A 25,315-nucleotide genomic window follows, 5' to 3' on the forward strand; every position below is an offset into this window, starting at 1 on the left:
GCCCATGCCCGCCCTCCCCTGGCTCCATCCCGAACGCGTCGCCAAGCTGCTGCGCGCCCTCGAGCAGCGCATCCTGGTCATCGACGGCGCCATGGGCACGATGATCCAGCGCCATGGGCTGGAGGAAGCCGATTACCGGGGTGAGCGTTTCGCGGAGGGTTTCGATTCCCTGCGCGGGTCTGCAGCGAAAGACGCGGCCGTCCCCGGGCAGCCTTCCCATGAAGGCCACGCCCATGGCGCCGGCTGCGGCCACGACCTGAAGGGCAACAACGACCTGCTGCTGCTGACCCGGCCGGAGATCATCGCCGGCATCCACACCGCCTACCTGGAAGCCGGCGCCGACCTGGTGGAGACCAACACCTTCAACGCCACCTCGATCAGCCAGGCCGACTACCACCTGCAGCACCTGGTCCATGAACTGAACAAGGCCGGCGCGCAGGTGGCGCGGCAGTGCTGCGACGCCATCGAGGCCACGACCCCGGACAAACCGCGCTTCGTGATCGGCGTGCTCGGCCCGACCAGCCGCACTGCCTCGATCAGCCCCAACGTCAACGACCCGGGCTTCCGCAATACCAGCTTCGACGAACTGCGCGCGACCTACCGCGAGGCCATCGACGGACTGATCGACGGCGGCGCCGACACGCTGATGGTGGAAACCATCTTCGACACGCTCAACGCCAAGGCCGCGCTGTTCGCCATCGAGGAAGCCTTCGACGCGCGCGGCGGGCGCCTGCCGGTGATGATCTCCGGCACCATCACCGACGCCTCCGGCCGCACCCTGTCCGGGCAGACCGCCGAAGCCTTCTACGCCTCGGTCGCGCACGGCCAGCCGCTGTCGATCGGCTTCAACTGCGCGCTGGGCGCCAGCGACATGCGCCCGCACGTGGAAACGCTGGCGCAGGTGTCCAGCGGCTACGTCAGCGCCCACCCCAACGCCGGCCTGCCCAATGCCTTCGGCGAATACGACGAGACGCCGGAGGAAATGGCCGCCACGCTGAAGGAATTCGCCACGTCCGGCCTGCTGAACCTGGTCGGCGGCTGCTGCGGCACCACCCCGGCGCACATCCGGGCGATCGCCGAGGCGGTGGCCGGCGTGCCGCCGCGCGCACTGCCGCGGGCGCGGGAGCAGGCCGCATGAGCGCGCAATCGCCTACCCGCCTGTCCGGCCTGGAACCGCTGGTCATCACCCCGGACCTGCTGTTCGTCAACATCGGCGAGCGCACCAACGTCACCGGCAGCGCGCAGTTCCGCAAGCTGATCAAGGAAGAGCGCTACGAGGAAGCGGTGGAGGTGGCGCGCCAGCAGGTCGCCAGTGGCGCGCAGATCCTCGACGTCAACATGGACGAGGGCCTGATCGACTCCGAGAAGGCGATGACCCGCTTCCTCAACCTGATCATGTCCGAGCCGGACATCGCCCGCATCCCGGTGATGGTCGATTCGTCGAAGTGGAGCGTGATCGAGGCGGGGCTGAAATGCCTGCAGGGCAAGAGCGTGGTCAATTCGATCTCGCTCAAGGAAGGCGAAGCGGCCTTCATCGAGCACGCCAAGCTGGTGCGCCGTTACGGCGCCGCCGCGGTGGTGATGGCCTTCGACGAGGACGGCCAGGCCGACACCTGCGCGCGCAAGGTGGAAATCTGCACCCGCGCCTACCGCATCCTGGTCGAGCAGGTCGGCTTCCCGCCGCAGGACATCATCTTCGACCCGAACATCTTCGCGGTGGCCACCGGCATCGAGGAGCACGACAACTACGCGGTGGATTTCATCGAGGCCACCCGCATCATCAAGCGCACGCTGCCGCACTGCCATGTGTCCGGCGGCGTGTCCAACGTGTCGTTCTCCTTCCGCGGCAACGAGACCGTGCGTCAGGCGATCCACGCGGTGTTCCTGTACCACGCCATCGGTGCCGGCATGGACATGGGCATCGTCAACGCCGGCGCGCTGCCGATCTACGACGACCTGGAACCGGAGCTGCGCGGGCGCGTGGAGGACGTGATCCTCAACCGCCGCCGCGACGCTACCGAGCGCCTGCTGGAGATCGCCGAACGCTACAAGGGCAAGAAGGGCGAGAAGAAGGCCGAGGACCTGGGCTGGCGCCGCAAGCCGGTGCGCGAGCGCCTGGCGCACGCGCTGGTGCACGGGCTGGACGCCTGGGTGGAGGAAGACACCGAGGAAGCGCGGCAGCAGGCCGCGCGGCCGCTGGACGTGATCGAAGGCCCGCTGATGGACGGCATGAACGTGGTCGGCGACCTGTTCGGCGCCGGCAAGATGTTCCTGCCGCAGGTGGTCAAGTCGGCGCGGGTGATGAAGAAGGCGGTGGCCTACCTGCTGCCCTTCATCGAGGCCGAGAAGCTGCGCACCGGCGACGTCGGCAGGAGCAACGGCAAGATCGTCATGGCCACGGTCAAGGGCGACGTGCACGACATCGGCAAGAACATCGTCGGCGTGGTGCTGGCCTGCAACAACTTCGAGGTGATCGACCTGGGCGTGATGGTGCCGGCGCAGAAGATCCTGGACACCGCGCGCGCCGAGAACGCCGACCTGATCGGCCTGTCCGGGCTGATCACGCCCTCGCTGGAGGAAATGAGCCACGTCGCCCGCGAGATGCAGCGGCAGGGCTTCAGCACGCCGCTGCTGATCGGCGGCGCCACCACCTCGCGTGCGCACACCGCGCTGAAGATCGACCCGCACTACAGCGCGCCCACGGTGTGGGTGAAGGACGCCTCGCGCGCGGTGGGCGTGGCGCAGTCGCTGATCTCGCAGGAGCTGCGCGGCGCCTTCGTCGCCGCCAACGACGCCGACTACGCCGACATCCGCCAGCGCCACCGCAACCGCGGCGACGCCAAGCGGCTGGTGTCGCTGGAGCATGCGCGCGGCCAGCGCTTCACCTGCGACTGGGCGCAGTACGTTCCGCCGGTGCCGGCGCAGCCCGGCCTGCATGTGTTCCAGGACTGGCCGCTGGACGACCTGCTGCCCTTCCTCGACTGGACCCCGTTCTTCAGCGCCTGGGAACTGGCCGGCAGGTTTCCGGCGATCCTCGAGGACGAGATCGTCGGCGCGCAGGCCAGCGCGCTGTACCGCGACGCGCGCGCGATGCTGGACACCATCGTCCGGGAAAAATGGCTGACCGCCCGCGCGGTGTTCGGGCTGTGGCCGGCGAACAGCCGCGGCGACGACGTGGTGGTATCCCTGCCCGATGGCGAAACCACCCTGCACTTCCTGCGCCAGCAGGTGGACAAGCCGGCCGAGCGCCCGGACTTCTGCCTGGCCGATTTCATCGCCCCGGAGGACAGCGGCCGGCAGGACTGGATCGGCGCCTTCGCGGTCACCGCCGGCATCGGCATCGAGCCGCACGTGGCGCGCTTCGAGGCCGACCACGACGACTACAACGCGATCCTGCTCAAGGCCCTGGCCGACCGCCTGGCCGAGGCGCTGGCCGAGCGGCTGCACCACCGCGTGCGCACCGGCTACTGGGGTTATGCGGCGGACGAGGCGCTGGACAACGAGGCGCTGATCGCCGAGCAGTACGTCGGCATCCGCCCCGCCCCCGGCTACCCCGCCTGCCCGGAGCACAGCGAGAAGCGCAGCCTGTTCGCCATGCTCGGCGCCGAGGGCATCGGCATGTCGCTGACCGAGAGCTTCGCCATGCTGCCCACCGCCGCGGTGTCCGGCTATTACTTCAGCCATCCGCAGAGCCAGTATTTCGTGGTCGGCCGCGTGTCCAGGGAACAGGTGGCCGACTACGCGCGGCGCAAGGGCGTGGACCGGGCGCAGGCGGAACGGTGGCTGGCTTCGAACCTGGACTACGACCCCGAATGAGGCCGCACCTGGCGGGTGTGGTGACATCCCGGCGCGGGGCGACGCGCCCTGCACGGTTGGCGCGCCGGCTTTCCCGCGGCGCGGGCTCCGCCCCGGAGTGAGAACCGCCGCGGGGCGGTGAGGTCGCCCTGCGTGTTCGCTGGCGCCCTTGCCCGGCGGCCTGCCGGGCCTGCCCTGCAGGTCGAAGCTCCGAAAGGCCCGCCGTGCGGTGAAGTCCGATCCCCACGCGACGCGGTTGGCCTCCAGCGTGGATACGAGCCGGGACGAAAGGCGCCGCGGCGTGCGGCCACTTGCCCGCGCGCCCCGTTCCGGGGCTGCCTGCCCCCCGCGCGCGCCATCGCCAGTGCCGGGGCGAATGGCCCCCATCGTGATACTTCATTTCCGGTGGACCGGTACCCGGCCTATCGTGGCGGCCCCGGATCATCCCCACCAAGCCGCCATGGTCGACCACCTCTTCATCAACGCCGTCGGACCCGACGGCGAGCCCCTGGAACTGGCTGTCGCCGACGGCCACTTCGCCGCCATCGGCCCGGCCATCCCGCGCCACGACGGCATGCTGCTGGTCGACCTGGGCGGGCAACTGGTGCTGCCCGGCTTCGTCGATGGCCATATCCACCTGGACAAGAGCTTCGTCGGCGACCGCTGGCACCCGCATCGCCCGGCCGCGACCCTGCGCGAGCGCCTGGCCCTCGAAAAGCAGGAGCTGGCCGCCGCGCCCCCCATCGCCGAGCGCGCCGAAGCCCTGGTCGCGCAGGCGGCCGCGTTCGGCACCGTGGCGATGCGCAGCCATGTCGATGTCGACGCCACCACCGGCCTGGACAACCTGCATGCGGTGAGCGCGGTGCGCGAACGCTGGCGCGGCATCGTCGATATCGAGCTGGTCGCCTTCCCGCAGGCCGGCGTGATGTCCTGCCCCGGCACCGCGCAGGTGCTGGACGCGGCGATGCGCGAGGGCGCGCAGGTCGTCGGCGGCATCGACCCGGACACGCTCGACGGCGACAGCAAGGGCCAGCTCGACGTGGTGTTCGGCATCGCCGAGCGCCATGGGGTCAAGGTCGACATCCACCTGCACGAGCCCGGCCTGGGCGGCATCGAACAGCTGCGGCGCATCGCCGAACGCACCCGCGCGCTGGGCATGAAGGGGCGCGTGGCGGTGAGCCACGCGTACTCGCTGGGCGAGGTAGAGGAGGCGCAGGTGGACCGCATCGCCGCCGTGCTCGCCGATGCCGGCGTGGCGATCATGACCAACGCACCGGGCGACCGCCCGTTCCCGCCGGTGCGGCGCCTGCGCGCGGCCGGCGTGGAGGTGTTCATGGGCAACGACAACATCCGCGACGCGTGGTGGCCCTACGGCAACGGCGACATGCTGCAGCGGGCGATGCTGCTGGGCTACCGCTCCGGCTTCTACACCGACGAGGAACTGTGCATGGCGCTGAAGATGGCCACCGGCGCCGGCGCGCGCGTGCTCGGCCTGCAGGGCTATGGCCTGGCCGTCGGCAACGAAGCCACCTTCCTGGTGCTGGACGCGCCCAACGCCGCGGCCGCCGTGGCCGGCGTGCCGTGCCGCCGCCGCATCGTGCGCCGCGGCCGGTTCGTGCCGGACATCTGATCGATGGCATGGGAGCGGCGCGCCGGCTCCCCGTAGACGCGGCGCTTGCCGCCGCACCTGCGGTCCCCCAGGTAGCCGCAGCGCGACTCAGTGCACGACCTGCCTGCGGTTGCTTCTGCGACGCCCCCGCCGAAGTCCCCATCGCGCCGCGTGCCGCCGCGCCTACGCCTGCGGCTGGCCCAGCATTTCCACCAGCATGTCGGCCAGCACCCGCACTTCGGGATCGGCCGATGGCCGCATCAGGATCGCCAGTTCGATGCTGTCGATCTCCGGCAACCCGCTTTCCGCGCCCAGCACCACGTGCGCCGGGGTCACCGTGCGCGCCGGCAGCAGGCTGATGCCCAGGCCGTCGGCCACCGCCGCCTGGATGCCGCCCAGGCTGGAGCTGGTGAAGCTTATGCGCCAGCGCCGGCCCAGCGCCTCGATCGCGTCGATCATGTCCTCGCGGTACAGCCCGCGCGGCGGGAACGCCACCAGCGGCACCGGGTCGAGCGCGAACGCCGGGCTGGCCGCGCTGTCGATCCAGCGCATCGGCTCGGGCCAGCAGGCCAGCGCCTCGCGGCTGCCGCGGCGCTGCTTGACCAGCACCAGGTCCAGTTCGCCGCGGTCGTAGCCCTCGCCCAGCGCGCGGCTCAGGCCGCTGCTCACTTCCAGCTTCACCTGCGGGTGGCGCCGGCTGAAGTCGGCCAGCAGGTGCGTGGCGCGGCCGCCGGCGAAATCCTCCGGCACGCCCAGGCGCAGGGTGGTGGCCACCGCCGCGCCGGACAGCGCTTCGCCCAGTTCCTCGTTCAGCGCCAGCAGGCGCCGCGCATAGCCCAGCACGGTCTCGCCGGTGTCGGTGGGGCGCACGTCGCGCACGCCGCGGTCGAGCAGCCGGTGCCCGGCCAGTTCCTCCAGCCGCCGCACCTTCTGGCTGATGGTGGACTGGGTGGAATGCAGTCGCGCCGCCGCGGCGGTGAAGCTGCCGCAGTCGGCCACCGTCACCAGCGCGCGCAGCAGGTCGAGGTCGAACAACGCCCTATTCGATTTCGGACTGATCTCCATCGTTACATTTCATTTCTGGATGGAATAAACGGCTTGTAGCATCGACGCCGGCCGCGCGCAAACGCCCGCCGCCCGCGAGGCGCCCCCACGGCGCGTCCGCACGCCGCAGAAACAGGAGGCAGGCGATGTCCGCTCGACATTGGATCACCGCGCAGGTACTGGCCACGGCCCTGCTGGCATCGTGTTCGGCCGGCGCCGATGAGCCCGCCCTGGCGCGCGAGCTGTTCCAGGCCGCCGAATCCGGCGACCCGGCAGCGGTACGCGCCCTGCTCGCCCGCGGCGCCGACATCGGTGCCCGCGACGCCAGGGGCCGCACGCCGCTGCTGGCCGCCGTGCACCAGCGCCGGACCGACGCGGCGCGGGCATTGATCGACGCAGGTGCCGACGTCAACGCCAGGGATGCGATCAACGACAGCGCCTATCTGTACGCCGGCGCCAGCGGCCAGCTGGAAATCCTGCGCATGACCCTGGCCCACGGCGCAGACCTGCGCAGCACCAACCGCTACGGCGGCACCGCGCTGATCCCGGCCGCCGAGCGCGGCCACGTGGAAACCGTGCGCGCCCTGATCGAAGCCGGCGTCGATGTGGACCACGTCAACCGCCTGGGCTGGACCGCCCTGCTGGAGGCCATCATCCTCGGCGACGGCGGCCCCCGCCACCAGGACGTCGTGCGCCTGCTGCTCGATGCCGGCGCCGACGCGAACCTGGCCGACGGCGACGGCACCACCCCGCTGCAGCATGCCCGCCAGCGACGGCAGGCGGCCATCGAACGCATGCTGGTCGCCGCCGGCGCCCGCTGATTCCCTTTATCCGTTGTGCGGCGCGCCGCACGCCACTGGAAACCACCGATGAAAACCACGCTTTCCCTCGCCCTGTCCTCCCTGCTGGTGCTGGCGCCGCCGGCGCTGGCCGCGCGTTCCAGCGCCGACGTGCTGATCCGCCACGCCACCGTCGTCGACGTCGAACACGGCCGCACCGTGCCCGGCCAGGCCGTGGCGATCCGTGGCGGCGACATCGTGGCGGTGGGCGAGGACAAGGCGCTGGCCGGCCAGTGGCGCGCCGGCCGGACCATCGACGCCCGGGACCGCTACCTGATCCCCGGCCTGTGGGACATGCACGTGCACTTCGGCGGCGGCCCGGCGCTGGTCGAGGAAAACAAGGCGCTGCTGCCGCTGTACGTGGCGCACGGCATCACCACCGTGCGCGACGCGTCCGGCGACCTGCCCGAACAGGTGCTGTCCTGGCGCGGGCAGATCGCCGCCGGCCAGTTGTTCGGGCCGCAGCTGTTCACTTCCGGGGCCAAGATCGAAGGCATCGCGCCGGTGTGGAAGGGCACCATCGAAGTCGGCGACGAAGCCGGCGTGGACGCCGCGCTGGACCGCGAACAGCGCGACCAGGTCGATTTCGTCAAGATCACCGACAGCACGCTGAAGCCGGAGCTGTTCCTGTACGCGGTGTCCGAAGCGAAGAAGCGCGGCCTGCGCACCTCCGGCCACATCCCGATGGCGCTGACCGTGGGCCAGGCCGTCGATGCCGGCATCAGTTCCATCGAGCACCTGGACTACGCCTTCCAGGCCGGCATCCCGGACGAAGCCAGGATCGCCGCCGACTTCGCCGCCGGGCGCATCGACCGCGCCGAGGCCAGCCGCCGGCTGCATACCGGTTTCGACCGCGACACCGCGATGGCCGCCTATCGCCGCTTCGCCGAGCGCGGCGTGGCGGTCACCCCCACGCTCGACGGCGGCCGCATCCTGAGCTTCCTCGACACCGAACCGCACGACAACGACCCGTACCTGGCCTACATCGGCCCGGGCCTGCGCAAGACCTACACGTGGCGCGTGGAGCGCGCGGCCAAGGCCACGCCGGAGCAGATCCAGGCACGCCACGAGCGCTACGCCCAGGTCGCCTCGGTGCTGCCGATGCTGCAGGAAGCCGGCGTACGCATCATGGCCGGCACCGATGCCGGTTTCCTCAATTCCTATAACTACCCCGGCATCGGCCTGCACAACGAACTGGCGCTGTACGTACGCGAGGGCCTGACGCCGGCGCAGGCGCTGGTCGCGGCCACCCGCAACGGCCCGGCCTGGTTCGGCAAGCTGGACCGTTACGGCGCCGTCCAGGCGGGCAAGGCCGCCGACCTGGTGCTGCTGGAGCGCAACCCGCTGCAGGACATCGCCGCGACCCGCGCCATCGACACCGTGGTGATGCGCGGCCAGGTCTACGACCGCGCCGCGCTCGATGCCATGCTCGCCGAGGCCCGGGCCAGGGTGGCGGCCTGGAACGCCGAAGCGAGCGAAACAGCGCCCTGAGCCGATCCGCCGCCGTCATGCCGAGGCGTGAACCGAAACGATGAAGAACAGGCCCCGCACCTGGCGGGGCCTGTTCTTACGGGGTGCCGTTGCAGCGGGTATCGACGCAGTCGAGATAGACCTCGAAGCACTGGTTCTGGTCGTTCCCCAGGCCGACGCACTTCTGGTAGGCATACCAGCAGGGCCGCTCGCAGCTGGCACCGCTCGCGGCACCGCCAAAGACGGACATCGACAGAAATGCCAGCGCGCCGAAGCGCTTGGTCCACGGTTTCATGTCACGCTCCCTGTTGTGCCTGTCATCAGGCCAGAGCGAGGCTATGGGCGTGGGAAGGCACGTATTGGGCGGCAGCGCACAGTTCCGGCCGGATCAGAGTTTCCCTACAACGGCGTACAAGCGACCGTCGCCGGGCCCGGCTGAAACGACAGCGCAAGGAACGCCTTCCGCTGCCATCCCCCACGCGCACAAGGCACAATAGGCCCCGCGGCAATCACCGCCCTGCTCCCGCGCCCCACGCGCGCCTCCATGACCTCCGCCCCCACCCCGCAGCCAGCGGTTCCCGTCGCCCGGCTGTCCAGCTTCTACTTCTTCTACTACGCCGCGCTGGGCGCGTTCACCCCGTACTGGAGCCTGTACCTGCAGTCGCGCGGCCTGGGCGTGACCGCGATCAGCGTGATGATGAGCCTGTGGTACGCCACCCGCGTGGTCGCGCCCAGCACCTGGACCTCGCTGGCGGCGGTGTCGCCACGGCCGATCCGCTGGCTGCGCATCGGCTGCGTGCTCACGGTGCTCAGCTTCGCCGGGTTCCTGCTGCCGCAGCCGCCGTGGACGCTGTACGCGGTGATGGTCGGGTTCTGCTTCTTCTACAACGCGGTGATGCCGCAGTTCGAGTCCATCACCCTCACCCACCTGGGCAGCGACAGCCACCGCTACGGCATGATCCGGGTGTGGGGCTCGCTGGGCTTCATCGCGGTGGTGACGCTGTTCGGCTGGGCGATCGAGCGGCGCGGCGCCGGCGTGCTGCCGTGGCTGATGCTGCCGCTGTTCGTGCTGATGACCGGCGCCTCCTTCCTCAACCGCTATGCCCGCCACGTCGGCACCCACGCCGCGCACGTGCAGGGTTTCTGGGCGATCGTGCGACGGCCGCCGGTGCTGGCGTTCTTCATCGCCGCCTTCCTCGAACAGCTCTCGTTCGGCCCGTACTACACCTTCTTCTCGCTGTACATGGACCACCACGGCTACAGCACCTCGCTGCTGGGGCTGATGTGGACGGTGGGCGTGGTGTTCGAAGTGGCCGTGTTCTTCCTGATCGCCGGCTTCTTCCGGCGCTGGGACGCCAGCTGGCTGCTGATCATCTCCATGGCCAGCGCGGCGCTGCGCTGGTGGGCCACCGCGCTGTGGCCGGAGAACATCCCGGTGATGCTGGTGGCGCAGGCCACCCACTGCCTGGGCTTCGCCGCGTTCTTCGCCTCGGCCATGCAGCTGCTGGCGCGCTACTTCCCCGGCAACCTCAACGGCCACGGCCAGGGGCTGTTCTACGGTTTCTCGTCGGGGCTGGGCGGCGTGCTCGGCGCGTTGATCGCCGGCCAGCTGTGGCACTTCGGCGACGGCAGGGTCGCCTTCCTGGTGGGCGGCGGCTTCGCCCTGCTCGGCTCGCTGATCGCGCTGTTCTGGCTGCCGCCGTCGCGCCAGGCCCGGCAGGTGGCCGGCTGAGCCTCTCCCTCCCCGCCCGGCTCTGCTATAACGGCGCAGCCTTCACGACACAGGGGGAGTCGTCATGAAACCGCACCACTGGCCCTGCATTGCATTGGCTGCACTGCTGTTCGCCACGCCCTGCCTGGCCCGGGCCGAGGACGACCAGACGGTCTCCGCGTTCGTCAACTCCTGCTTCCAGTACCTGGACAAGCCCGGTGAACTCACCGCGCGGCTGGACACCACCGCCCAGCGCCTGGAGGGCAGGCAAGCGCAGAAATTCCTCGTGGGCCGCGCCGGCAAGGCCTGGCTGATGTCGTTCGAGGACAGGCTGTACGGCTTCGCGCTGCTCGACCAGGGCATGTGCACGATGACCGCCCTCAGCGGCGACCCCAAGGCCATCGTCAGCGATTTCATCCTGCTCGGCAGGACCGCCGAAGCGCACTCCAGGGTTGAATGGGAACCGGTCTCCACCGATGCCGACTGGGAGGAACACGCCTATACCGTGCCCGACCCCGACACTCCCACCGACCTGCATCTGCGCATGCTGGTCAATACCGCCGTCGCCGCGCCCCCCGTCCGCGCCATCCTCAGCGTCGGCCGCATCCCCGATGGTGGGCCCTGACCGGCGGGCACCGTACAAAAAAAGACAGGCCGATGGCCTGTCTTTCGTCTTCGTCCGTAGCGGCGCCTTCCGTCACCAGACCAGGTCGTCGGGCACCTGGTACATCGGATCGGCGTAGGGGTCGTCCGCGGCCGGCGCGTCGGGGTCGACCTTCAACGCCACGGCCGGGGCGAAGATCGCCTCCGCCTCGGCCAGCAGGGCGGCGGTCACCAGCAGGTAGCGCCCGTTCTGCTGCAGCACGCCCAGCTCACCGGCGTTGAGCGCCTTGAGCTGGTCGGCAGTGACGTAGATGCGCTTGATCTTGCCGCCATAGGGGAAGTGGCGGGCGATGTCGGCGTTCGGGTCGTTGAGCGCCTTGTCCTTGATCAGTTCGTCCAGCCTGGCCTTCGCCTCGCGGCGCAGGCGCGCTTCCTCCTGCTTCAGGCGCTCGGCCTCGATGCGTTCGTCCTTCTCGCGCTGCGCGCGGATCGCATAGGCCTTGGCCAGGTCGATGTCTTCCTGCGAGCGCGGCCTGCGCGCGCCCTGCGCACCGCCGTGCGCGGCCTTGCCGGCATGGCCGGGCTTGTTGCCCGCCTGCGGGCGGGCCTGCGCCGGCCTGCCCTGCGGGCGGCCATCGCGGCGGGTGTCGGGCTTGCGCTCCGGCTTGGGCGCGGGCTTGAAACCCAGCCCCAGGAGCTGGTCGCGGAGAGTGTCGCTCATGCTTGCGGTACGTCGTATCAGTAATGCGGGGGCGGCGGTTCGCTCGCCGGGTCGGAGGCGTTCAGCGCGTTGCGCACCTTGCCCAGGTCCTCGAGCAGCACGCGCAGCACGTCGGCATTGCGGCTGCCCTGCATGCGTGCGTCGGCCAGCGCCTCGCTCAGCTCGGCCAGCGCCTGTTCCTGGAAGGACACGCGCATTTCCAGTTCCACCAGGCGATCTTCCAGCGCCTGTTCGCGTGCGCTCGGCAGCAGGTCAGACATGCAGGGAACGCCCCCGGCCGATGCCGTAATAGGCCAGCCCGGCCGCCTCGATCTCGCGCGGGTCGTACAGGTTGCGGCCGTCGAACACCACCGCGTCGCCCAGGGCCTGGCGGATGCGCGCGAAATCCGGGCTGCGGAACTGCTTCCACTCGGTGACCACGACCAGCGCGTCGGCGCCTTCCAGCGCATCAAACGCCGATTCGCAGAACACCAGGTCCTCGCGCTCGCCGAAGATGCGGCGCGCCTCGTGCATGGCTTCCGGATCGTAGACGCGCACGCGCGCGCCGGCTTCCCACAGCTGCGCCAGCAGGCGGCGGCTGGAGGCTTCGCGCATGTCGTCGGTGTTGGGCTTGAACGCCAGGCCCCACACCGCGAAGGTCTTGCCGCGCACGCCCTCGTCCTCGCCACGGTCGTAGTGGCGCTGGACCAGTTCGAACAGGTGCCCCTTCTGCGCCTCGTTCACCGCTTCCACGGCGTCGAGCAGGCGCGGCGTATGGCCGTGCTGCAGGGCGGTGCGGGCCAGCGCCTGCACGTCCTTGGGGAAGCACGAGCCGCCGTAGCCGGCGCCGGGGTAGATGAAGTGCCAGCCGATGCGCGGGTCCGAGCCGATGCCCTGGCGGACCTGTTCGATGTCGGCGCCGACGCGTTCGGCGATGTTGGCGATTTCGTTCATGAACGAAATCTTGGTGGCCAGCATCGCGTTGGCGGCGTACTTGGTCAGCTCGGCCGAACGCACGTCCATCTCCACCACGCGGTCGTGGTTGCGGTTGAACGGGGCGTACAGGCGGCGCATCACCGCCACCGGCTCCTCGCTGGCCGCGCCGATGACGATGCGGTCCGGGCGCATGCAGTCGGCCACCGCATCGCCTTCCTTGAGGAACTCGGGATTGGACACCACGTCGAAGGCGATCTCGACGCCGCGCGCGGCCAGTTCCTCGGCGATCGCCGCGCGCACCTTGTCGGCGGTGCCCACCGGCACCGTCGATTTGTTGACCACCACGGTCGGCACCTGCAGGTGCCGGCCGATGGTGCGGGCCACGGCCAGAACGTACTGCAGGTCGGCGCTGCCGTCCTCGTCCGGCGGCGTGCCGACCGCGATGAAGACCACCTGCCCATGCGCGATCGCGGTGGCGGCATCGGTGGTGAAGGCCAGCCGCGAAGCGGCATGGTTGGCCTTGACCATCGGCTCCAGTCCCGGCTCGTAGATCGGGATGATGCCCCGGTTCAGGCCATCGACCTTGGCCTGGTCGATGTCGACGCAGACCACGTCGTGCCCCACCTCGGCCAGGCAGGTCCCGGTGACGAGTCCCACATAGCCGGTACCGAAAATCGCAACGCGCATAGGTGCAGTGGCTCCGTGGGGTTTACTGCAGGACGCCCAGCAGCTCGACGTCGAAGGTCAGCGTCGCGTCCGGGCCGATCGGGCCGCCCGGGGTGCCGTTGCTGCCATAGGCCAGCTCGGACGGAACCCAGAAACGGTACTTGGAGCCGACCGGCATCAGCGACACGCCTTCGGTCCAGCCCTTGATCACCTGGTCCAGACCGAAATCGGCCGGCTGGCCGCGCTGGTAGCTGCTGTCGAACACGGTGCCGTCCAGCAGCTTGCCCTCGTAGTTCACGCGCACGCGGCTGCTCGCCACCGGGCGCTCGCCGCTGCCGGCGCGCAGCACCTGGTACTGCAGGCCCGAGGTGGTGGTCACCACGCCCGGCTGGGTCTTGTTCCTGGCCAGGAAGGCGTTGCCTTCCTCGCGGTTCTTGCCGGCGGCGGCGGCCTGCTTGGCGGTGCTGAAGGCCTGCAGGGTGGCCTGCGCCTGCTGGCGGTCCATCAGCGGCGTGCCCTTGGCGAAAAGGGTGGCGATGGCCTGGAAGGTCGCGTCCAGGTCGATCTCGTCCTTGATCGGCGCCAGCGACGGGCCGACCGCATAGCTGCCCAGCATCAGGCCGACCTTCTCGCGGTCCACCGCCGGCGGCTGGCTGCCCGGCGCCACGCCCGGCACCTGCTGGCCGGAACGGGCCATCATCGCCATGCGCAGGGCCTGGTCGGTCTTCTGCGCTTCTTCCTGCGACAGCAGCGGCTGGCCGCCGGCGAAGGCGTTCTCCACGGCGCGGCGCAGCGCGGCGACGTCGACTTCCGAGGCGATGGGTTCGAACGAACTGGCGACGTCCACGCCGATGGCATAGCCGATCTTTTCACGTTCCGAGGTCAAAACGGACTTCTCCTTGGTGGCCGCGGGAGCGGCAGGTTGTTGCGCGATCACGGCCGCGGGGACCGCCATCGCCAGAATCAGTAGCGACGCCACAGCGCCGCGCTTTCCCATCTTCATTCGCTGCTTTCCTGGAAGTGAACAGACGCCGCCACCGGCGCGAGGGGCGTCATTGTCGCATGCGCACCGGCGATGTCGAGGCGGTGCGCCGCGGCGCCGTTCAATGCGGCTGCGACGCCGGCCGGGCGAGCTCGCGCTCGATCGCCGCGCGCAGTTCCGGATCGTCCGGGCGCACCCTGCTGGCGAACTGCGCCACCACCCGGCCGTCGCGCGAGACCAGGTACTTGTGGAAGTTCCAGCCCGGCGCCACGCCGGTCAGGCGGGTGAGGTCCTGGTACAGCGGCGTGGCCTCCGCGCCGGTCACGTGCACCTTCTGGAACATCGGGAACTTCACCCCGTAGGTCAGCGTGCAGAACTCCTGGATCTCCGCTTCGCTGCCCGGCTCCTGGCCCTTGAAGTCGTTGGACGGGAAGCCCAGCACCGAAAATCCGCGCCCGGCCAGCTCCTGGTGCAGGGCTTCGAGCCCTTCGTACTGCGGGGTGTAGCCGCACTTGGAAGCGGTATTCACCACCAGCAGCACCTTGCCGCCGTATGCGCGGTTCAGGTTCACCGGGTCCTTTCCGGCCAGCGGACGGTAGTCGCGGTCCAGCAGCGCGCCGTCGGCGGCGCTGGCCGGCCCGGCCAAGGACATGGCAAACGCCATTGCAATCAGATATTTGCGAAGGGACATCGGGATTCTCCTGGGGGCGGACGCGGGCCGCCTGCAGACTAGGCCATCAGTTGGGTTACAGGGGAGTTGCATGTCGGCGTGTCGGTGTTATAGTTGCATACAACACCAGCCACCCTACACAGGGGGACCGCCATGAACCGCAGGCACCAACGACATCTTCTCCCGGCGCTGACCGCGGCCGGCACGCTGTTGCTGATCGGTTGCACGCTGTCCCTGCCTGCCGGGCGTGGCCAGGTCCAGGATTATGCCGCCGGGACCACCGGCGAAGAGCAGGAGGCCAACGCGCAGGAAAAGACCAGGCGCCCCATCCGGCGGATGCGGACCAGCCTCTCCCTGCCCTACTTCTCATTCGCACAGTCGCTGAATCCACGGAGCTGACCATGAGCGATATCCAGTGGAGCGATGGCGCTCCCATCTACCGCCAGCTGAAGGATCGCGTCATCGCGATGATGCTGGACGGGATCATCAAGCCGGGCGACGCCCTGCCATCGGTACGCCAGGTGGCCGCCGAGTACCAGCTGAACCCGATCACAGTCTCGCGCGCCTACCAGGAACTGGCCGACGAGAACCTGGTCGAGAAGCGCCGCGGCCTGGGCATGTTCATGACCGAGGAGGCCGCGCGCAAACTGCGCGGCAGCGAGCGCGACCGCTTTCTCAACGAAGAGTGGCCCGGCGTGCTGGAACGCATCCAGCGCCTGGGCCTGACCTTGGAAGATCTGCTGCCACCGGGGACCACACCATGAATGCCGCCGTCGAAGCCGTCGTTTCCGCCCAGGGCCTGCGCAAGGCCTACAAGCAGAAGCCGGCACTGGACAACACCAGCTTCACCATCGCGCCGGGCCGGATCGTGGGCCTGATCGGGCCCAACGGCGCCGGCAAGACCACCGCGCTCAAGGCCCTGCTCGGCCTGACCGCGTTCGAGGGCGACCTGCGCGTGCTCGGCATGGATCCGCGCACCCAGCGCAACGCGCTGATGAACGATGTGTGCTTCATCGCCGACGTGGCGGTGCTGCCGCGCTGGATCCGGGTCAAGGAAGCCATCGATTTCGTCGCCGGCGTGCACCCGCGCTTCGACCGCGCCCGCTGCGAGCGTTTCCTCGCCAACACCAAGCTGCAGCCCAGGCAGCGCGTGTCCGAGCTGTCCAAGGGCATGGTGGTGCAGCTGCACCTGGCGCTGGTGATGGCCATCGACGCGCGCGTGCTGGTGCTGGACGAGCCGACCCTGGGCCTGGACATCCTCTACCGCAAGGAGTTCTACCAGCGCCTGCTGGAGGATTACTTCGACGAGCAGAAGACCATCATCATCACCACCCACCAGGTCGAGGAGATCGAGCACATCCTCACCGACGTGCTGTTCATCCGCGACGGCAGGATCGTGCTGTCGGCCGACATGGAAACCGTGTCCGAGCGCTACACCGAGCTGCTGGCCTCGGCCGACACCCTGCAGGCCGCGCGCGAGCTGGCGCCCATCGACGAGCGTTCGCTGCCGTTCGGCAAGACCGTGCTGCTCTACGACGGCGCCGACCGCAACCAGCTCGATGCCCTGGGCGAAACCCGCAACCCCGGCCTCGCCGACCTGTTCGTGGCCATCATGAAGGGAACCTACGCATGAACGCCGTCCACCACATCACCCCGCTGGGCAAGTTCAAGTGGCTGCTCAAGCGCGAATACTGGGAAAACCGCGGCGGCTTCCTGCGCGCGCCGCTGGTGGCCGGCGGCATCTCGCTGCTGCTGTCGATGATGGCGATCATCGCCGGCCTGTTCGCCGCCCACCGCGCGGCCGAGAACGGCGACCTGCACATCAACGGCGTCAACGTCAACGGCCTGGACCTGGGCCTGCTGACCCGGCACATCTCCCCGGAGGACATGGCCCGGTTCGGCGAGGGCATGAACGTCACCCTGCTGCTCAGCTCGGCGTGGCCGTTCATCACCCTGGCCTTCGTGGTGTTCTTCTACTGTCTGGGCGCCCTGTACGACGACCGCCGCGACCGCAGCGTGCTGTTCTGGAAGTCGATGCCGGTCTCCGACACGCAGACAGTGCTGTCCAAGCTGGTCGGCGCGCTGGTCATCGCCCCGCTGCTGGCGGTGGCCGCGGCCATCGTGACCATGTTCGGCTTCATGGTCGTCATCAGCCTGGTGGTGCTGTTCCATGGCGGCAACCCGATCACCCTGATCTGGGCCTCGTCCAACCCGTTCTCGATCGCCGCCAGCCACCTGGTCTGGATCCCGGTGTACGCGCTGTGGGCGCTGCCCACCGCCGGCTGGCTGCTGCTGTGTTCGGCCTGGGCGAAGAGCAAGCCGTTCCTGTGGGCGGTGATGCTGCCGGTGTTCGCCGGCGTCATCGTCAGCTGGTTCGACCTGATGAAGCTGTTCGGCATGAACAGCGGCTGGTTCTGGAGCCATGTGGTGGGCCGCCTGCTGCTCAGCGCCACGCCGGGCATCGAGCTGGCCTATCGCAGCCCCACGCCCAATGGCGAGTCGGTGAAGTCGATGCTGCATGGCTTCTCGCCCGGCGTGCAGCTGGCCGGGCTGGCCAACCCGGAGCTGTGGATCGGCGTGCTGGTCGGCGCCCTGTTCATCGCCGCCGCGATCTGGCTGCGCCAGCGCCGCGACGACATCTGACCGCCCACCTGCGAGGAACCCGATGAACATCAAATCCGCAACGATCAAGCCCCTGTTGTTCGCCCTGGCCCTGCTGCCGGGCGTGGCCCTGGCCGACGAGCACTGCAGGTTCAGCCAGCCCAAGGCGCTGGAACTGGAACTGGCCGGCGCCAAGGCCGTGGTCTTCGAAGTCAACAGCCACGACCTGAAACTGCAGGCATCGCCCGGCGCCCGCGCCGCGCTGTCCGGCCGCGCCTGCGCCTCCAGCCAGGAACTGCTCGGCCAGCTTTCACTCACCCAGGAGAAGGTGGGCGACAAGCTCGTCGTGCGGCTGCAGCGCGAGAGCCGCGGCATGAACATCAACTTCGGCTCCAGCTACGCCTGGCTGGACATCGGCGGCACGCTGCCGGACGAGGTGATGGTCCAGCTCAAGGTGGGTTCCGGCGATGCCTCGCTCGCCGGCGCGCAGGCGATGAGCGCCGACGTCGGTTCCGGCGACGTCAAGGCGCGCGACATCAGGGGACTGGCCACCGCCGCGGTCGGCTCGGGCGACATCGAGCTGGACGGCGTGGGCGCGCTGCATGTGGTGTCGATCGGCTCGGGCGATGTGCGCGTCGATGGCGTGCGTGGCGACGCCAGGGTCGGCAGCATCGGTTCGGGCGACCTGGAACTGCGCGACGTGCAGGGCAATGTGGACATCGCCAGCATCGGTTCGGGCGACGTCGACATCGGCGCCGTCCGCGGCGCGGTGAGCTTGAGCACCCTGGGCTCGGGCGACCTGCGCGTACGCGATGCCGGCAGCCTGCGGGTGCAGCGCACCGGCAGCGGCTCGGTCGACCACTCCGGCATCCGCGGCGCCATCGAGCTGCCGAAGAAGCACTGATTCATTCCTCCTGCCAGCAACGGAAGCACCGACATGAAGACGCTCAAAGCCCCCCTGCTCGCGCTGATGCTGTGCCTGCCGCTGATCGCCTGCGGCAAGCGCCCCCAGGCCGACGACCCGCTCGGCGAAGCCAGCATCGGCCAGAAGGTCCGCGAAGCGACCAACAAGGCGCGCAAAGAACTGGTCGAAAACAACATCAGCGTATCCAGCGACAATGGCGCCAAGGTCGAGATCTCGCCCGCCGGCGACCTGCTTATCAACGGCCGGACGATCGCGGTGGATGACGCCCAGCGCAGGCTGCTGCTGGAATACCGCGGGCAGGTGATCCAGGTGGCCGAGGCCGGCATCGAGATCGGCGTACAGGGCGCCAACCTGGGGGTTCGCGCCGCCGGCGAGGCGATCAAGGGCATTTTCTCCGGCGATACCGACCAGATCGAGGAACGCGTCAACGCCGAGGCGAAGAAACTGGAGGAAAGCGCGGCGAAGATCTGCGACCGGCTGCCGGCCATGCTCGCCACCCAGCAACGGCTGGCCGCGGCCATCCCCGAGTTCAAGCCCTACGCGAAGATGGACCAGAGCGACGTCGATGAATGCCGCGACGGCCACGTGACCCTGCCCTGACCGTCACCGGCGGTGGGGGCGGTAGAATCGCCGCTCCCCCGCCGTACCGTTGCACTCCGCCATGAAGAAACTGCTGCTGCCCCTCCTGCTGGCCTGCATCGCCGCCGCCGCCGGCTGCGGCGACCGCGAACAGTACGCCGCCCACCGCGCCGAGCGCAGCAGGCCCAAGGTGGAAGTGGGCGCCACCCTGGTGTCGGTGCGGCGCGCGCCCTATCCGAACCTGGACATCCTGCCCGACGGCAGGCTGCGCGTGGACGACATCGAGATCCCGCTCGACCAGGGCCAGCGCGAGCTGCTGCAGACCAGCTTCGTCCGGCTGCAGATCCTGCGCCAGAACACGCTGACCGACTCCACCGCGCCGGCCGACGCCAGCGGCCGCACCGTGCCGCTGGAGGTACCCGCCGGCGAAACGCCGTTCCCGCCGGACCTGGCCCAGCGCATTCCCGAGTTCAAGGACTACGCCGAAGCGCTGGCCAACCCGCGCGCGCTGCGCTGAAGAGCTGCAGCTAAAGCCCCTCTCCCTCCGGGAGAGGGGTTGGGGTGAGGGCCAGAGCGAAGCCCACGATATCCAGCTGCAGGGGGCTTCGCCCGCACCCTCATCCGGCGCTGCGCGCCACCTTCTCCCACAGGGAGAAGGAAAACGGCCGACCTGAAGCCCCTCTCCCCTTGGGAGAGGGGTTGGGGTGAGGGCCGGAGCGAAGCCCGCGATATCCAACTGCAGGAGGCTTCGCCCGCGCCCTCATCCGGCGCTGCGCGCCACCTTCTCCCGCAGCGAGAAGGAAAAGCTGCAGCCCTGAGCGTCACTCCCCCCGGGAGAGGGGTTGGGGTGAGGGCCGGAGCGAAACCCGCGATATCCAGCTGCAGGAGGCTTCGCCCGCGCCCTCATCCGGCGCTGCGCGCCACCTTCTCCCGCAGCGAGAAGGAAAAGCTGCAGCCCTGAGCCTCACTCCCCTTGGGAGAGGGGTTGGGGTGAGGGCCGGAGCGAAGCCCGCGATATCCAGCTGCAGGAGGCTTCGCCCGCACCCTCATCCGGCGCTGCGCGCCACCTTCTCCCGCAGGGAGAAGGAAAAACACAGGTCAGCCCTCATGGATGCCGCCGCGCGTCAATGCCACCGGGTCCAGCAGCCGCTTGAGTTCCACTTCCGGCAGGCCGCTGTCCTCGCGCGCCACCTCCAGCACCGGGCGCTGTTCCCTGTAGGCGCGCTTGGCGATGGCCGCGGCCTTCTCGTAGCCGATGATCGGGTTGAGTGCGGTCACCAGGATCGGGTTGCGCGCCAGCGCCTCGCGCACCCGCTCCTGCCTGACCACCAGCCCGGCGAACACCTTGTCGGCCAGCAGGGTCATCACGCTGGACAGCAGTTGGATCGAATCGAGCAGGTTGGCCGCGATCAGCGGCAGCGCCACGTTCAACTGGAAGTTGCCGGTCTGCCCGGCCACGGTGATCGCGGTGTGGTGGCCGATCACCTGCGCGGCCGCCATCACCGTCGCTTCCGGGATCACCGGGTTGACCTTGCCCGGCATGATTGAACTGCCCGGCTGCAGCGCCGGCAGCTCGACCTCGCCCAGCCCGGCCAGCGGCCCGGAGTTCATCCAGCGCAGGTCGTTGGCGATCTTGATCAGCGCCACCGCCAGCGCGTTGAGCTGGCCGGACAGCTCGACCGCGTCGTCCTGCGCGGCCAGTCCCTCGAACTTGTTCTGCGCGCTCTCGAACTTCGTCCCCGTCGCCGCCGACAGCGCGCGCGCCACCTTGCCGCCGAAACGTGGATCGGCGTTGATGCCGGTGCCGATCGCGGTGCCGCCCAGCGGCAGCCGGCGCAGCCGTTTCAGCGCGTCTTCGATGCGCCCCTGCGCCGATTCCAGCTGCGCCGACCAGGCGCCGAATTCCTGCGCGAAGGTCAGCGGCATCGCGTCCATCAGGTGGGTACGGCCGGTCTTGACCACCTTGCCCAGCGCGCGCCCGCGTCTGTCGATGGTGCGGCGCAGGTGCCTGAGCGCCGGCAGCAGCGTATCCACCGTTTCCAGCTGCGCCGAGACGCGGATGGCGGTGGGGATCACGTCGTTGGAGCTCTGCCCGAGGTTGACGTGGTCATTGGGGTGCACACGTGCTGTGCCGGCCTTGCCGCCGCCAGCTTTCATCCGGCGCGACGCGAGCGTGGCGATGACCTCGTTGGCGTTCATGTTCGACGAGGTGCCCGAACCGGTCTGGTAGACGTCGATCGGAAAATGCGCGTCGTGCTCGCCGGCGGCCACCTCCAGCGCCGCCGCGCGGATCGCCCGGCCCACGCCCTTGGGCAGCAGCCCCAGCCCGACGTTGACCTCGGCGGCGCTGGCCTTGATCAGCCCCAGCGCGCGGATGAAGGCGCGCGGCATGCGCTGCCCGGACACCGGGAAATTCTGCACGGCGCGCTGGGTCTGCGCGCCCCACAGCGCCGCGGCCGGCACCTGCAGCTCGCCCATGCTGTCGTGTTCGATCCTGAAGTTCCTGCTCATCGGTTGGCTCCACGTCGTTCCGGGAAAAGGCCGCCTGGCGGCATGGCACCACCATACCGCCGAATGTCGCCGCGCCGCGTGCACGCGCTCCATCGGCTAGACTCGGGGTTTCCGTTTTCCAAGGTTTCCTCCGCACATGGGCGACGACCCCGACGGCTGTCGCGGCCACGCGCATTCCGCCAGCCGCATCCTGCTCCCCGGCGCCACGCGCGCCTCCACCGCCTTCGGGGCGGGACGAGCATGATCGGCAACCTCGCCCTGCTGGCCGCGGCCCTGCTGCTGGTCGTGCTCAACGGCTTCTTCGTCGCCGCCGAGTTCGCGCTGGTCAAACTGCGCCATACCCAGGCGGTGGGCCTGGCCGAACACCATGGCTGGCGCGGCCGCCTGCTGCTGAACGTGCACGGCCACCTGGACGCCTACCTGTCGGCCTGCCAGCTCGGCATCACCCTGGCCTCGCTGGGGCTGGGCTGGGTCGGCGAACCCGCGTTCGCGCACCTGCTGCAGCCGCTGTTCGACCTGCTGGGGCTGACGCCGGACGCCTCGCGCCTGACCAGCTTCGTCATCGCCTTCAGCGTGATCTCCTTCCTGCACATCGTGCTGGGCGAACTCGCGCCCAAGTCGATGGCGATCCGCCGCCCGGAACGGATGTCGCTGTGGACCGCCGCGCCGCTGTACCTGTTCTACTGGGCCATGTACCCGGCGATCTGGCTGCTCAACAACAGCGCCAACCTGCTGCTGCGCGCGCTGGGCTGGGGCGAGGTCGAACATGCCTCGCACCGTTATTCGCGCGAGGAACTGAAACTGATCCTCGGCGGCCAGCCGCCGGCCGGCGACGGCGACCGCGGACTGGCGCTGATGAGCCACGCCCTGGAACTGCCCGAACTGGTCGCCGGCGACCTGATGCGGGCCACCGACCACCTGCACAGTTTCCGCGACGGCATGGACCTGCAGGCGGTGCTGGCCGGCTTCGCCGACAGCCGCTACAGCCGCTATCCCTGGTTCAGCGCCGACGGCGAACATGTGCTGGGCGTGCTGCACATGAAGGACGTGCTGGTGCAGCTGGCGCGCGGCGATGCGCGGCCGGCGCTGTCCGGGCTGCTGCGTCCGGCCAACCTGATCGCGCTGGAAACGCCGGTCCCGCAGGTGCTGGAACGCTTCCGCACCGGCACCACCCACCTGGCCCTGTGCGTGGACGAACACGGCCGCGTCCTCGGCTTCTTCACCCTTGAAGACCTGCTGGAGGCGATGGTCGGCGACATCGAGGACGAGCACCCGCACGCGACCGGCGACGCGCCCGTGCGCGATGCCGACGGCAGCGTGCTCGTCGCCGGTTCGACCTCGATCTTCCGGCTGGAGCGCCTGCTCGGCCACGACCTGGCCGCGCCGGCGCAGGCCAACTCGGTCGGCGGGCTGATCCTGCACCACCTGCAGCGCCTGCCCGAGCAGGGCGAAGCGCTGGACATCGACGGCTACCGCTTCACCGTCCGCGGCATGGCCGGGCACCGCATCCAGAGCGTGGCCGTGCAGCCGCTGCCGGCCGCGGGCGACGCGGCGGCGTAGAATACGCGCCCCTGCCCTCTGCCCCAGCCCGCCGACATGACCGATCCGTCCCGTCCCGAAGCCGCCCTGCTCGCCCTGTCCCCGCTCGACGGCCGCTACGCCTCCAAGGTCGATGCGCTGCGCCCGATCTTCTCCGAGTACGGCCTGATCCGGGCGCGGGTGAAGGTGGAGATCGAGTGGCTGCTGGCGCTGGCCGCCGAGCCGGGCATCGGCGAGCTGGCCGACTTCTCCGCGGCCGGCAAGGCGCGCCTGCGCGCGCTGGCCGACGGGTTCTCGGTGGCCGACGCGGCCCGCGTCAAGGACATCGAACGCACCACCAACCATGACGTCAAGGCGGTGGAGTACTTCATCAAGGAACGGCTCAAGGACGACGCCGAACTGGCGCCGGCGCTGGAATTCGTGCATTTCGCCTGCACCAGCGAGGACATCAACAACCTGTCCTACGGCCTGATGCTGGCCGAAGCGCGCGGCCAGGTGCTGCTGCCGACCCTGCAGGGCATCGCCGCGACGCTGCGCCAGCTGGCGCACGCCCAGGCCGGCCAGCCGATGCTCTCGCGCACCCACGGCCAGACCGCCTCGCCGACCACGCTGGGCAAGGAAGTGGCCAACGTCGTCGCGCGCCTGGAACGGCAGATCCGCCAGATCGCGGCGGTCGAGCTGACCGGCAAGATCAACGGCGCGGTGGGCAACTACAACGCGCACGTGGTGTCCTACCCGGACGTGGACTGGCCGGCCTTCGCCGAGCGCTTCGTCGCCTCGCTGGGCCTGGTGTTCAACCCCTACACCACCCAGATCGAGCCGCACGACAACGTCGCCGAGATCGGCGACGCCACCCGCCGCGCCAACACCATCCTGATCGATCTGGCCCGCGACATCTGGGGCTATGTCTCGCTGGGCTACTTCAAGCAGAAGCTCAAGGAAGGCGAAGTCGGCTCCTCGACCATGCCGCACAAGGTCAACCCGATCGACTTCGAGAACGCCGAGGGCAACTTCGGCGTCGCCAACGCGCTGTTCGAGCATTTCAGCGCCAAGCTGCCGATCAGCCGCTGGCAGCGCGACCTCACCGACTCCACCGTGCTGCGCGCGCTGGGCACCGCTTTCGGCCACACCCAGGTGGCGCTGGAATCGCTGGCCAAGGGCCTGGGCAAGCTGGAAGTGAACCCGCAGCGCCTGGACGCCGACCTCGACGCGGCCTGGGAAGTGCTGGCCGAAGCCGTGCAGACGGTGATGCGCCGCCACGGCCTGCCCAACCCGTACGAGCAGCTCAAGGCGCTGACCCGCGGCCAGGGCATCACCGCCGATTCGATGCGCACGTTCATCGAATCGCTGGACCTGCCGGCCGACGCCAAGCAGCGCCTGCGCGACCTCACCCCGGGCGGCTACGCCGGGCTGGCCGCGCCGCTGGCCCGGGCGATCTGAGGCCGGCTTCCAGCGCCCTGATCTGGCGGCAACGGCGAAGCGCGGGCTTCGCCGTTGCCGCATGGCGCGGGGCTGCCCATGGCCGCCCGGTCCGGCAGCAGGCCCGCCCCTCGCACAGCCGACTGCCTTCGTCACACCCCCTCTGCTAGCGTCCGGATTCCTCCGTCATGCAGAGAAGTCCACCTTGAAGACGAAGCCGATCCTGCCCCTGGCCTGCGCCGCCCTGCTGGCCGCCTGCGGCGCTACCCCGCCGTCCACCGGCGACGAAGTGGCCGCCGTGGCCGCGTCCGCCGCCGGCGACACCCTGACCGACCCGGCCAGCGGCGCCCGGTGCGATGGCAAGGACCTGCGCCTGACCCGCGACAACATGCAATGGGTCATCGATGGCAGCTGCCGCGACATCACCATCACCGCCTCGCACGGCTCGCTCAACGTCGACGACGCACGCTCGATTACGGTGGAAGGCAGCGATTTCACCGTGCTCAACGCCCAGGTCGGCGAGGTCCGCGTCGGCGGCAGCCGCAACACCCTCAATCTCACCCGCAGCGGCAGGATCCAGCTCGATGGCGATGCCAACATGGTGCTGGGCACGGACATTCCCGAGGTGGGTTTCGGCGGCAGCGACAACACCGTCAACGCCAGCGGCAAGCCGAAAATCCATGCCGATGCCGGCACCGGCAACCGGGTGATGTGAA

At 69.6% G+C, this 25,315-nt stretch carries 25 protein-coding genes; 17 read left to right on the top strand and 8 right to left on the bottom strand.

The window, feature by feature from the left end:
• Positions 1 to 4 precede the first annotated feature (4 nt).
• The 3 genes from AC06FP_RS15880 (at position 5) to AC06FP_RS15890 (ending at position 5,425) form a co-directional block, all read left to right on the top strand.
• Positions 5 to 1,138, top strand: coding sequence for a homocysteine S-methyltransferase family protein (locus AC06FP_RS15880; protein ID WP_456116440.1), 1,134 nt, complete (start codon positions 5 to 7; stop codon positions 1,136 to 1,138).
• Positions 1,135 to 3,816: a methionine synthase gene (gene metH / locus AC06FP_RS15885; RefSeq protein ID WP_456116441.1), complete on the top strand. Its 2,682-nt coding sequence runs from the start codon at positions 1,135 to 1,137 to the stop codon at positions 3,814 to 3,816. Before AC06FP_RS15880 ends, metH begins: the two co-directional genes overlap by 4 nt.
• Positions 3,817 to 4,255: 439 nt before the next feature.
• A complete protein-coding gene (locus AC06FP_RS15890; protein ID WP_478076203.1) occupies positions 4,256 to 5,425 on the top strand; it encodes an amidohydrolase family protein in 1,170 nt (389 codons plus the stop codon).
• Positions 5,426 to 5,587: 162 nt separating this feature from the next.
• Here AC06FP_RS15890 and AC06FP_RS15895 read toward each other — a convergent pair whose 3' ends face one another.
• A complete protein-coding gene (locus AC06FP_RS15895) occupies positions 5,588 to 6,469 on the bottom strand; it encodes a LysR substrate-binding domain-containing protein (RefSeq protein WP_456116443.1) in 882 nt (293 codons plus the stop codon).
• Positions 6,470 to 6,594: 125 nt separating this feature from the next.
• Here AC06FP_RS15895 and AC06FP_RS15900 point away from each other — a divergent pair, with 125 nt between their 5' ends.
• Both AC06FP_RS15900 and AC06FP_RS15905 read left to right on the top strand, forming a co-directional pair.
• Positions 6,595 to 7,269: an ankyrin repeat domain-containing protein gene (locus AC06FP_RS15900; RefSeq protein WP_478076204.1), complete on the top strand. Its 675-nt coding sequence runs from the start codon at positions 6,595 to 6,597 to the stop codon at positions 7,267 to 7,269.
• A 48-nt stretch (positions 7,270 to 7,317) separates the two neighbouring features.
• A complete protein-coding gene (locus AC06FP_RS15905; protein WP_478076205.1) occupies positions 7,318 to 8,778 on the top strand; it encodes an amidohydrolase family protein in 1,461 nt (486 codons plus the stop codon).
• Between the two features lie 76 nt (positions 8,779 to 8,854).
• Here the strand turns inward: AC06FP_RS15905 and AC06FP_RS15910 are convergent, their stop codons facing one another.
• Complete coding sequence (locus tag AC06FP_RS15910) at positions 8,855 to 9,052, bottom strand: hypothetical protein (protein ID WP_456116446.1); 198 nt, start codon at positions 9,050 to 9,052, stop codon at positions 8,855 to 8,857.
• A gap of 249 nt (positions 9,053 to 9,301) precedes the next feature.
• Here AC06FP_RS15910 and AC06FP_RS15915 point away from each other — a divergent pair, with 249 nt between their 5' ends.
• Complete coding sequence (locus AC06FP_RS15915; RefSeq protein WP_456116447.1) at positions 9,302 to 10,489, top strand: MFS transporter; 1,188 nt, start codon at positions 9,302 to 9,304, stop codon at positions 10,487 to 10,489.
• A gap of 64 nt (positions 10,490 to 10,553) precedes the next feature.
• Positions 10,554 to 11,093: an NMCC_0638 family (lipo)protein gene (locus AC06FP_RS15920; protein WP_478076206.1), complete on the top strand. Its 540-nt coding sequence runs from the start codon at positions 10,554 to 10,556 to the stop codon at positions 11,091 to 11,093.
• Positions 11,094 to 11,165: 72 nt separating this feature from the next.
• Here AC06FP_RS15920 and AC06FP_RS15925 read toward each other — a convergent pair whose 3' ends face one another.
• From AC06FP_RS15925 to AC06FP_RS15945, 5 genes are all read right to left on the bottom strand, one after another.
• Positions 11,166 to 11,792: a DUF2058 domain-containing protein gene (locus tag AC06FP_RS15925; protein ID WP_478076207.1), complete on the bottom strand. Its 627-nt coding sequence runs from the start codon at positions 11,790 to 11,792 to the stop codon at positions 11,166 to 11,168.
• Positions 11,793 to 11,809: 17 nt separating this feature from the next.
• Positions 11,810 to 12,052, bottom strand: a complete 243-nt coding sequence (locus AC06FP_RS15930; RefSeq protein WP_153190114.1) for a SlyX family protein — start codon at positions 12,050 to 12,052, stop codon at positions 11,810 to 11,812.
• Complete coding sequence (locus tag AC06FP_RS15935; RefSeq protein ID WP_478076208.1) at positions 12,045 to 13,394, bottom strand: UDP-glucose dehydrogenase family protein; 1,350 nt, start codon at positions 13,392 to 13,394, stop codon at positions 12,045 to 12,047. The genes AC06FP_RS15930 and AC06FP_RS15935 overlap by 8 nt, the downstream gene beginning before the upstream one ends.
• A gap of 22 nt (positions 13,395 to 13,416) precedes the next feature.
• On the bottom strand, positions 13,417 to 14,376 hold the full coding sequence (locus AC06FP_RS15940) for an FKBP-type peptidyl-prolyl cis-trans isomerase N-terminal domain-containing protein (RefSeq protein WP_478076209.1): 960 nt from the start codon (positions 14,374 to 14,376) through the stop codon (positions 13,417 to 13,419).
• Positions 14,377 to 14,476: 100 nt separating this feature from the next.
• Positions 14,477 to 15,007: a glutathione peroxidase gene (locus AC06FP_RS15945; protein WP_478076210.1), complete on the bottom strand. Its 531-nt coding sequence runs from the start codon at positions 15,005 to 15,007 to the stop codon at positions 14,477 to 14,479.
• 171 nt (positions 15,008 to 15,178) lie between these two features.
• Between AC06FP_RS15945 and AC06FP_RS15950 the strand changes: the two genes are divergently transcribed.
• The 7 genes from AC06FP_RS15950 (at position 15,179) to AC06FP_RS15980 (ending at position 19,647) form a co-directional block, all read left to right on the top strand.
• Complete coding sequence (locus AC06FP_RS15950; protein WP_456116453.1) at positions 15,179 to 15,424, top strand: hypothetical protein; 246 nt, start codon at positions 15,179 to 15,181, stop codon at positions 15,422 to 15,424.
• A gap of 2 nt (positions 15,425 to 15,426) precedes the next feature.
• Positions 15,427 to 15,789: a GntR family transcriptional regulator gene (locus AC06FP_RS15955; RefSeq protein ID WP_055764809.1), complete on the top strand. Its 363-nt coding sequence runs from the start codon at positions 15,427 to 15,429 to the stop codon at positions 15,787 to 15,789.
• On the top strand, positions 15,786 to 16,658 hold the full coding sequence (locus tag AC06FP_RS15960) for an ABC transporter ATP-binding protein (protein WP_456116454.1): 873 nt from the start codon (positions 15,786 to 15,788) through the stop codon (positions 16,656 to 16,658). The genes AC06FP_RS15955 and AC06FP_RS15960 overlap by 4 nt, the downstream gene beginning before the upstream one ends.
• Complete coding sequence (locus AC06FP_RS15965; RefSeq protein ID WP_456116455.1) at positions 16,655 to 17,668, top strand: hypothetical protein; 1,014 nt, start codon at positions 16,655 to 16,657, stop codon at positions 17,666 to 17,668. Before AC06FP_RS15960 ends, AC06FP_RS15965 begins: the two co-directional genes overlap by 4 nt.
• A gap of 22 nt (positions 17,669 to 17,690) precedes the next feature.
• The gene (locus AC06FP_RS15970; protein ID WP_478076211.1) at positions 17,691 to 18,530 is read left to right on the top strand and encodes a DUF4097 family beta strand repeat-containing protein; all 840 of its coding nucleotides are present in this window, start codon (positions 17,691 to 17,693) and stop codon (positions 18,528 to 18,530) included.
• A gap of 33 nt (positions 18,531 to 18,563) precedes the next feature.
• Positions 18,564 to 19,151: a DUF2884 family protein gene (locus tag AC06FP_RS15975; RefSeq protein ID WP_478076212.1), complete on the top strand. Its 588-nt coding sequence runs from the start codon at positions 18,564 to 18,566 to the stop codon at positions 19,149 to 19,151.
• Positions 19,152 to 19,212: 61 nt separating this feature from the next.
• The gene (locus AC06FP_RS15980) at positions 19,213 to 19,647 is read left to right on the top strand and encodes a hypothetical protein (RefSeq protein WP_478076213.1); all 435 of its coding nucleotides are present in this window, start codon (positions 19,213 to 19,215) and stop codon (positions 19,645 to 19,647) included.
• A gap of 581 nt (positions 19,648 to 20,228) precedes the next feature.
• Here AC06FP_RS15980 and AC06FP_RS15985 read toward each other — a convergent pair.
• The gene (locus AC06FP_RS15985) at positions 20,229 to 21,641 is read right to left on the bottom strand and encodes a class II fumarate hydratase (RefSeq protein ID WP_478076214.1); all 1,413 of its coding nucleotides are present in this window, start codon (positions 21,639 to 21,641) and stop codon (positions 20,229 to 20,231) included.
• Between the two features lie 240 nt (positions 21,642 to 21,881).
• On the opposite strand from AC06FP_RS15985, the gene AC06FP_RS15990 reads away from it, so the two are divergent.
• The 3 genes from AC06FP_RS15990 to AC06FP_RS16000 all read left to right on the top strand — a co-directional run bounded on the left by AC06FP_RS15990 (position 21,882) and on the right by AC06FP_RS16000 (position 25,314).
• On the top strand, positions 21,882 to 23,201 hold the full coding sequence (locus tag AC06FP_RS15990; RefSeq protein ID WP_478076215.1) for a hemolysin family protein: 1,320 nt from the start codon (positions 21,882 to 21,884) through the stop codon (positions 23,199 to 23,201).
• Between the two features lie 36 nt (positions 23,202 to 23,237).
• Entirely contained in the window at positions 23,238 to 24,620 is a 1,383-nt protein-coding gene (gene purB / locus AC06FP_RS15995; RefSeq protein ID WP_478076216.1) for an adenylosuccinate lyase, read from the top strand.
• Positions 24,621 to 24,804: 184 nt separating this feature from the next.
• Positions 24,805 to 25,314 (top strand): DUF3060 domain-containing protein, encoded by a 510-nt coding sequence (locus AC06FP_RS16000; RefSeq protein ID WP_478076217.1) that lies wholly within the window; start codon positions 24,805 to 24,807, stop codon positions 25,312 to 25,314.
• Position 25,315 lies beyond the last annotated feature (1 nt).

Source organism: Stenotrophomonas sp. Steno-Z2, assembly GCF_056393235.1.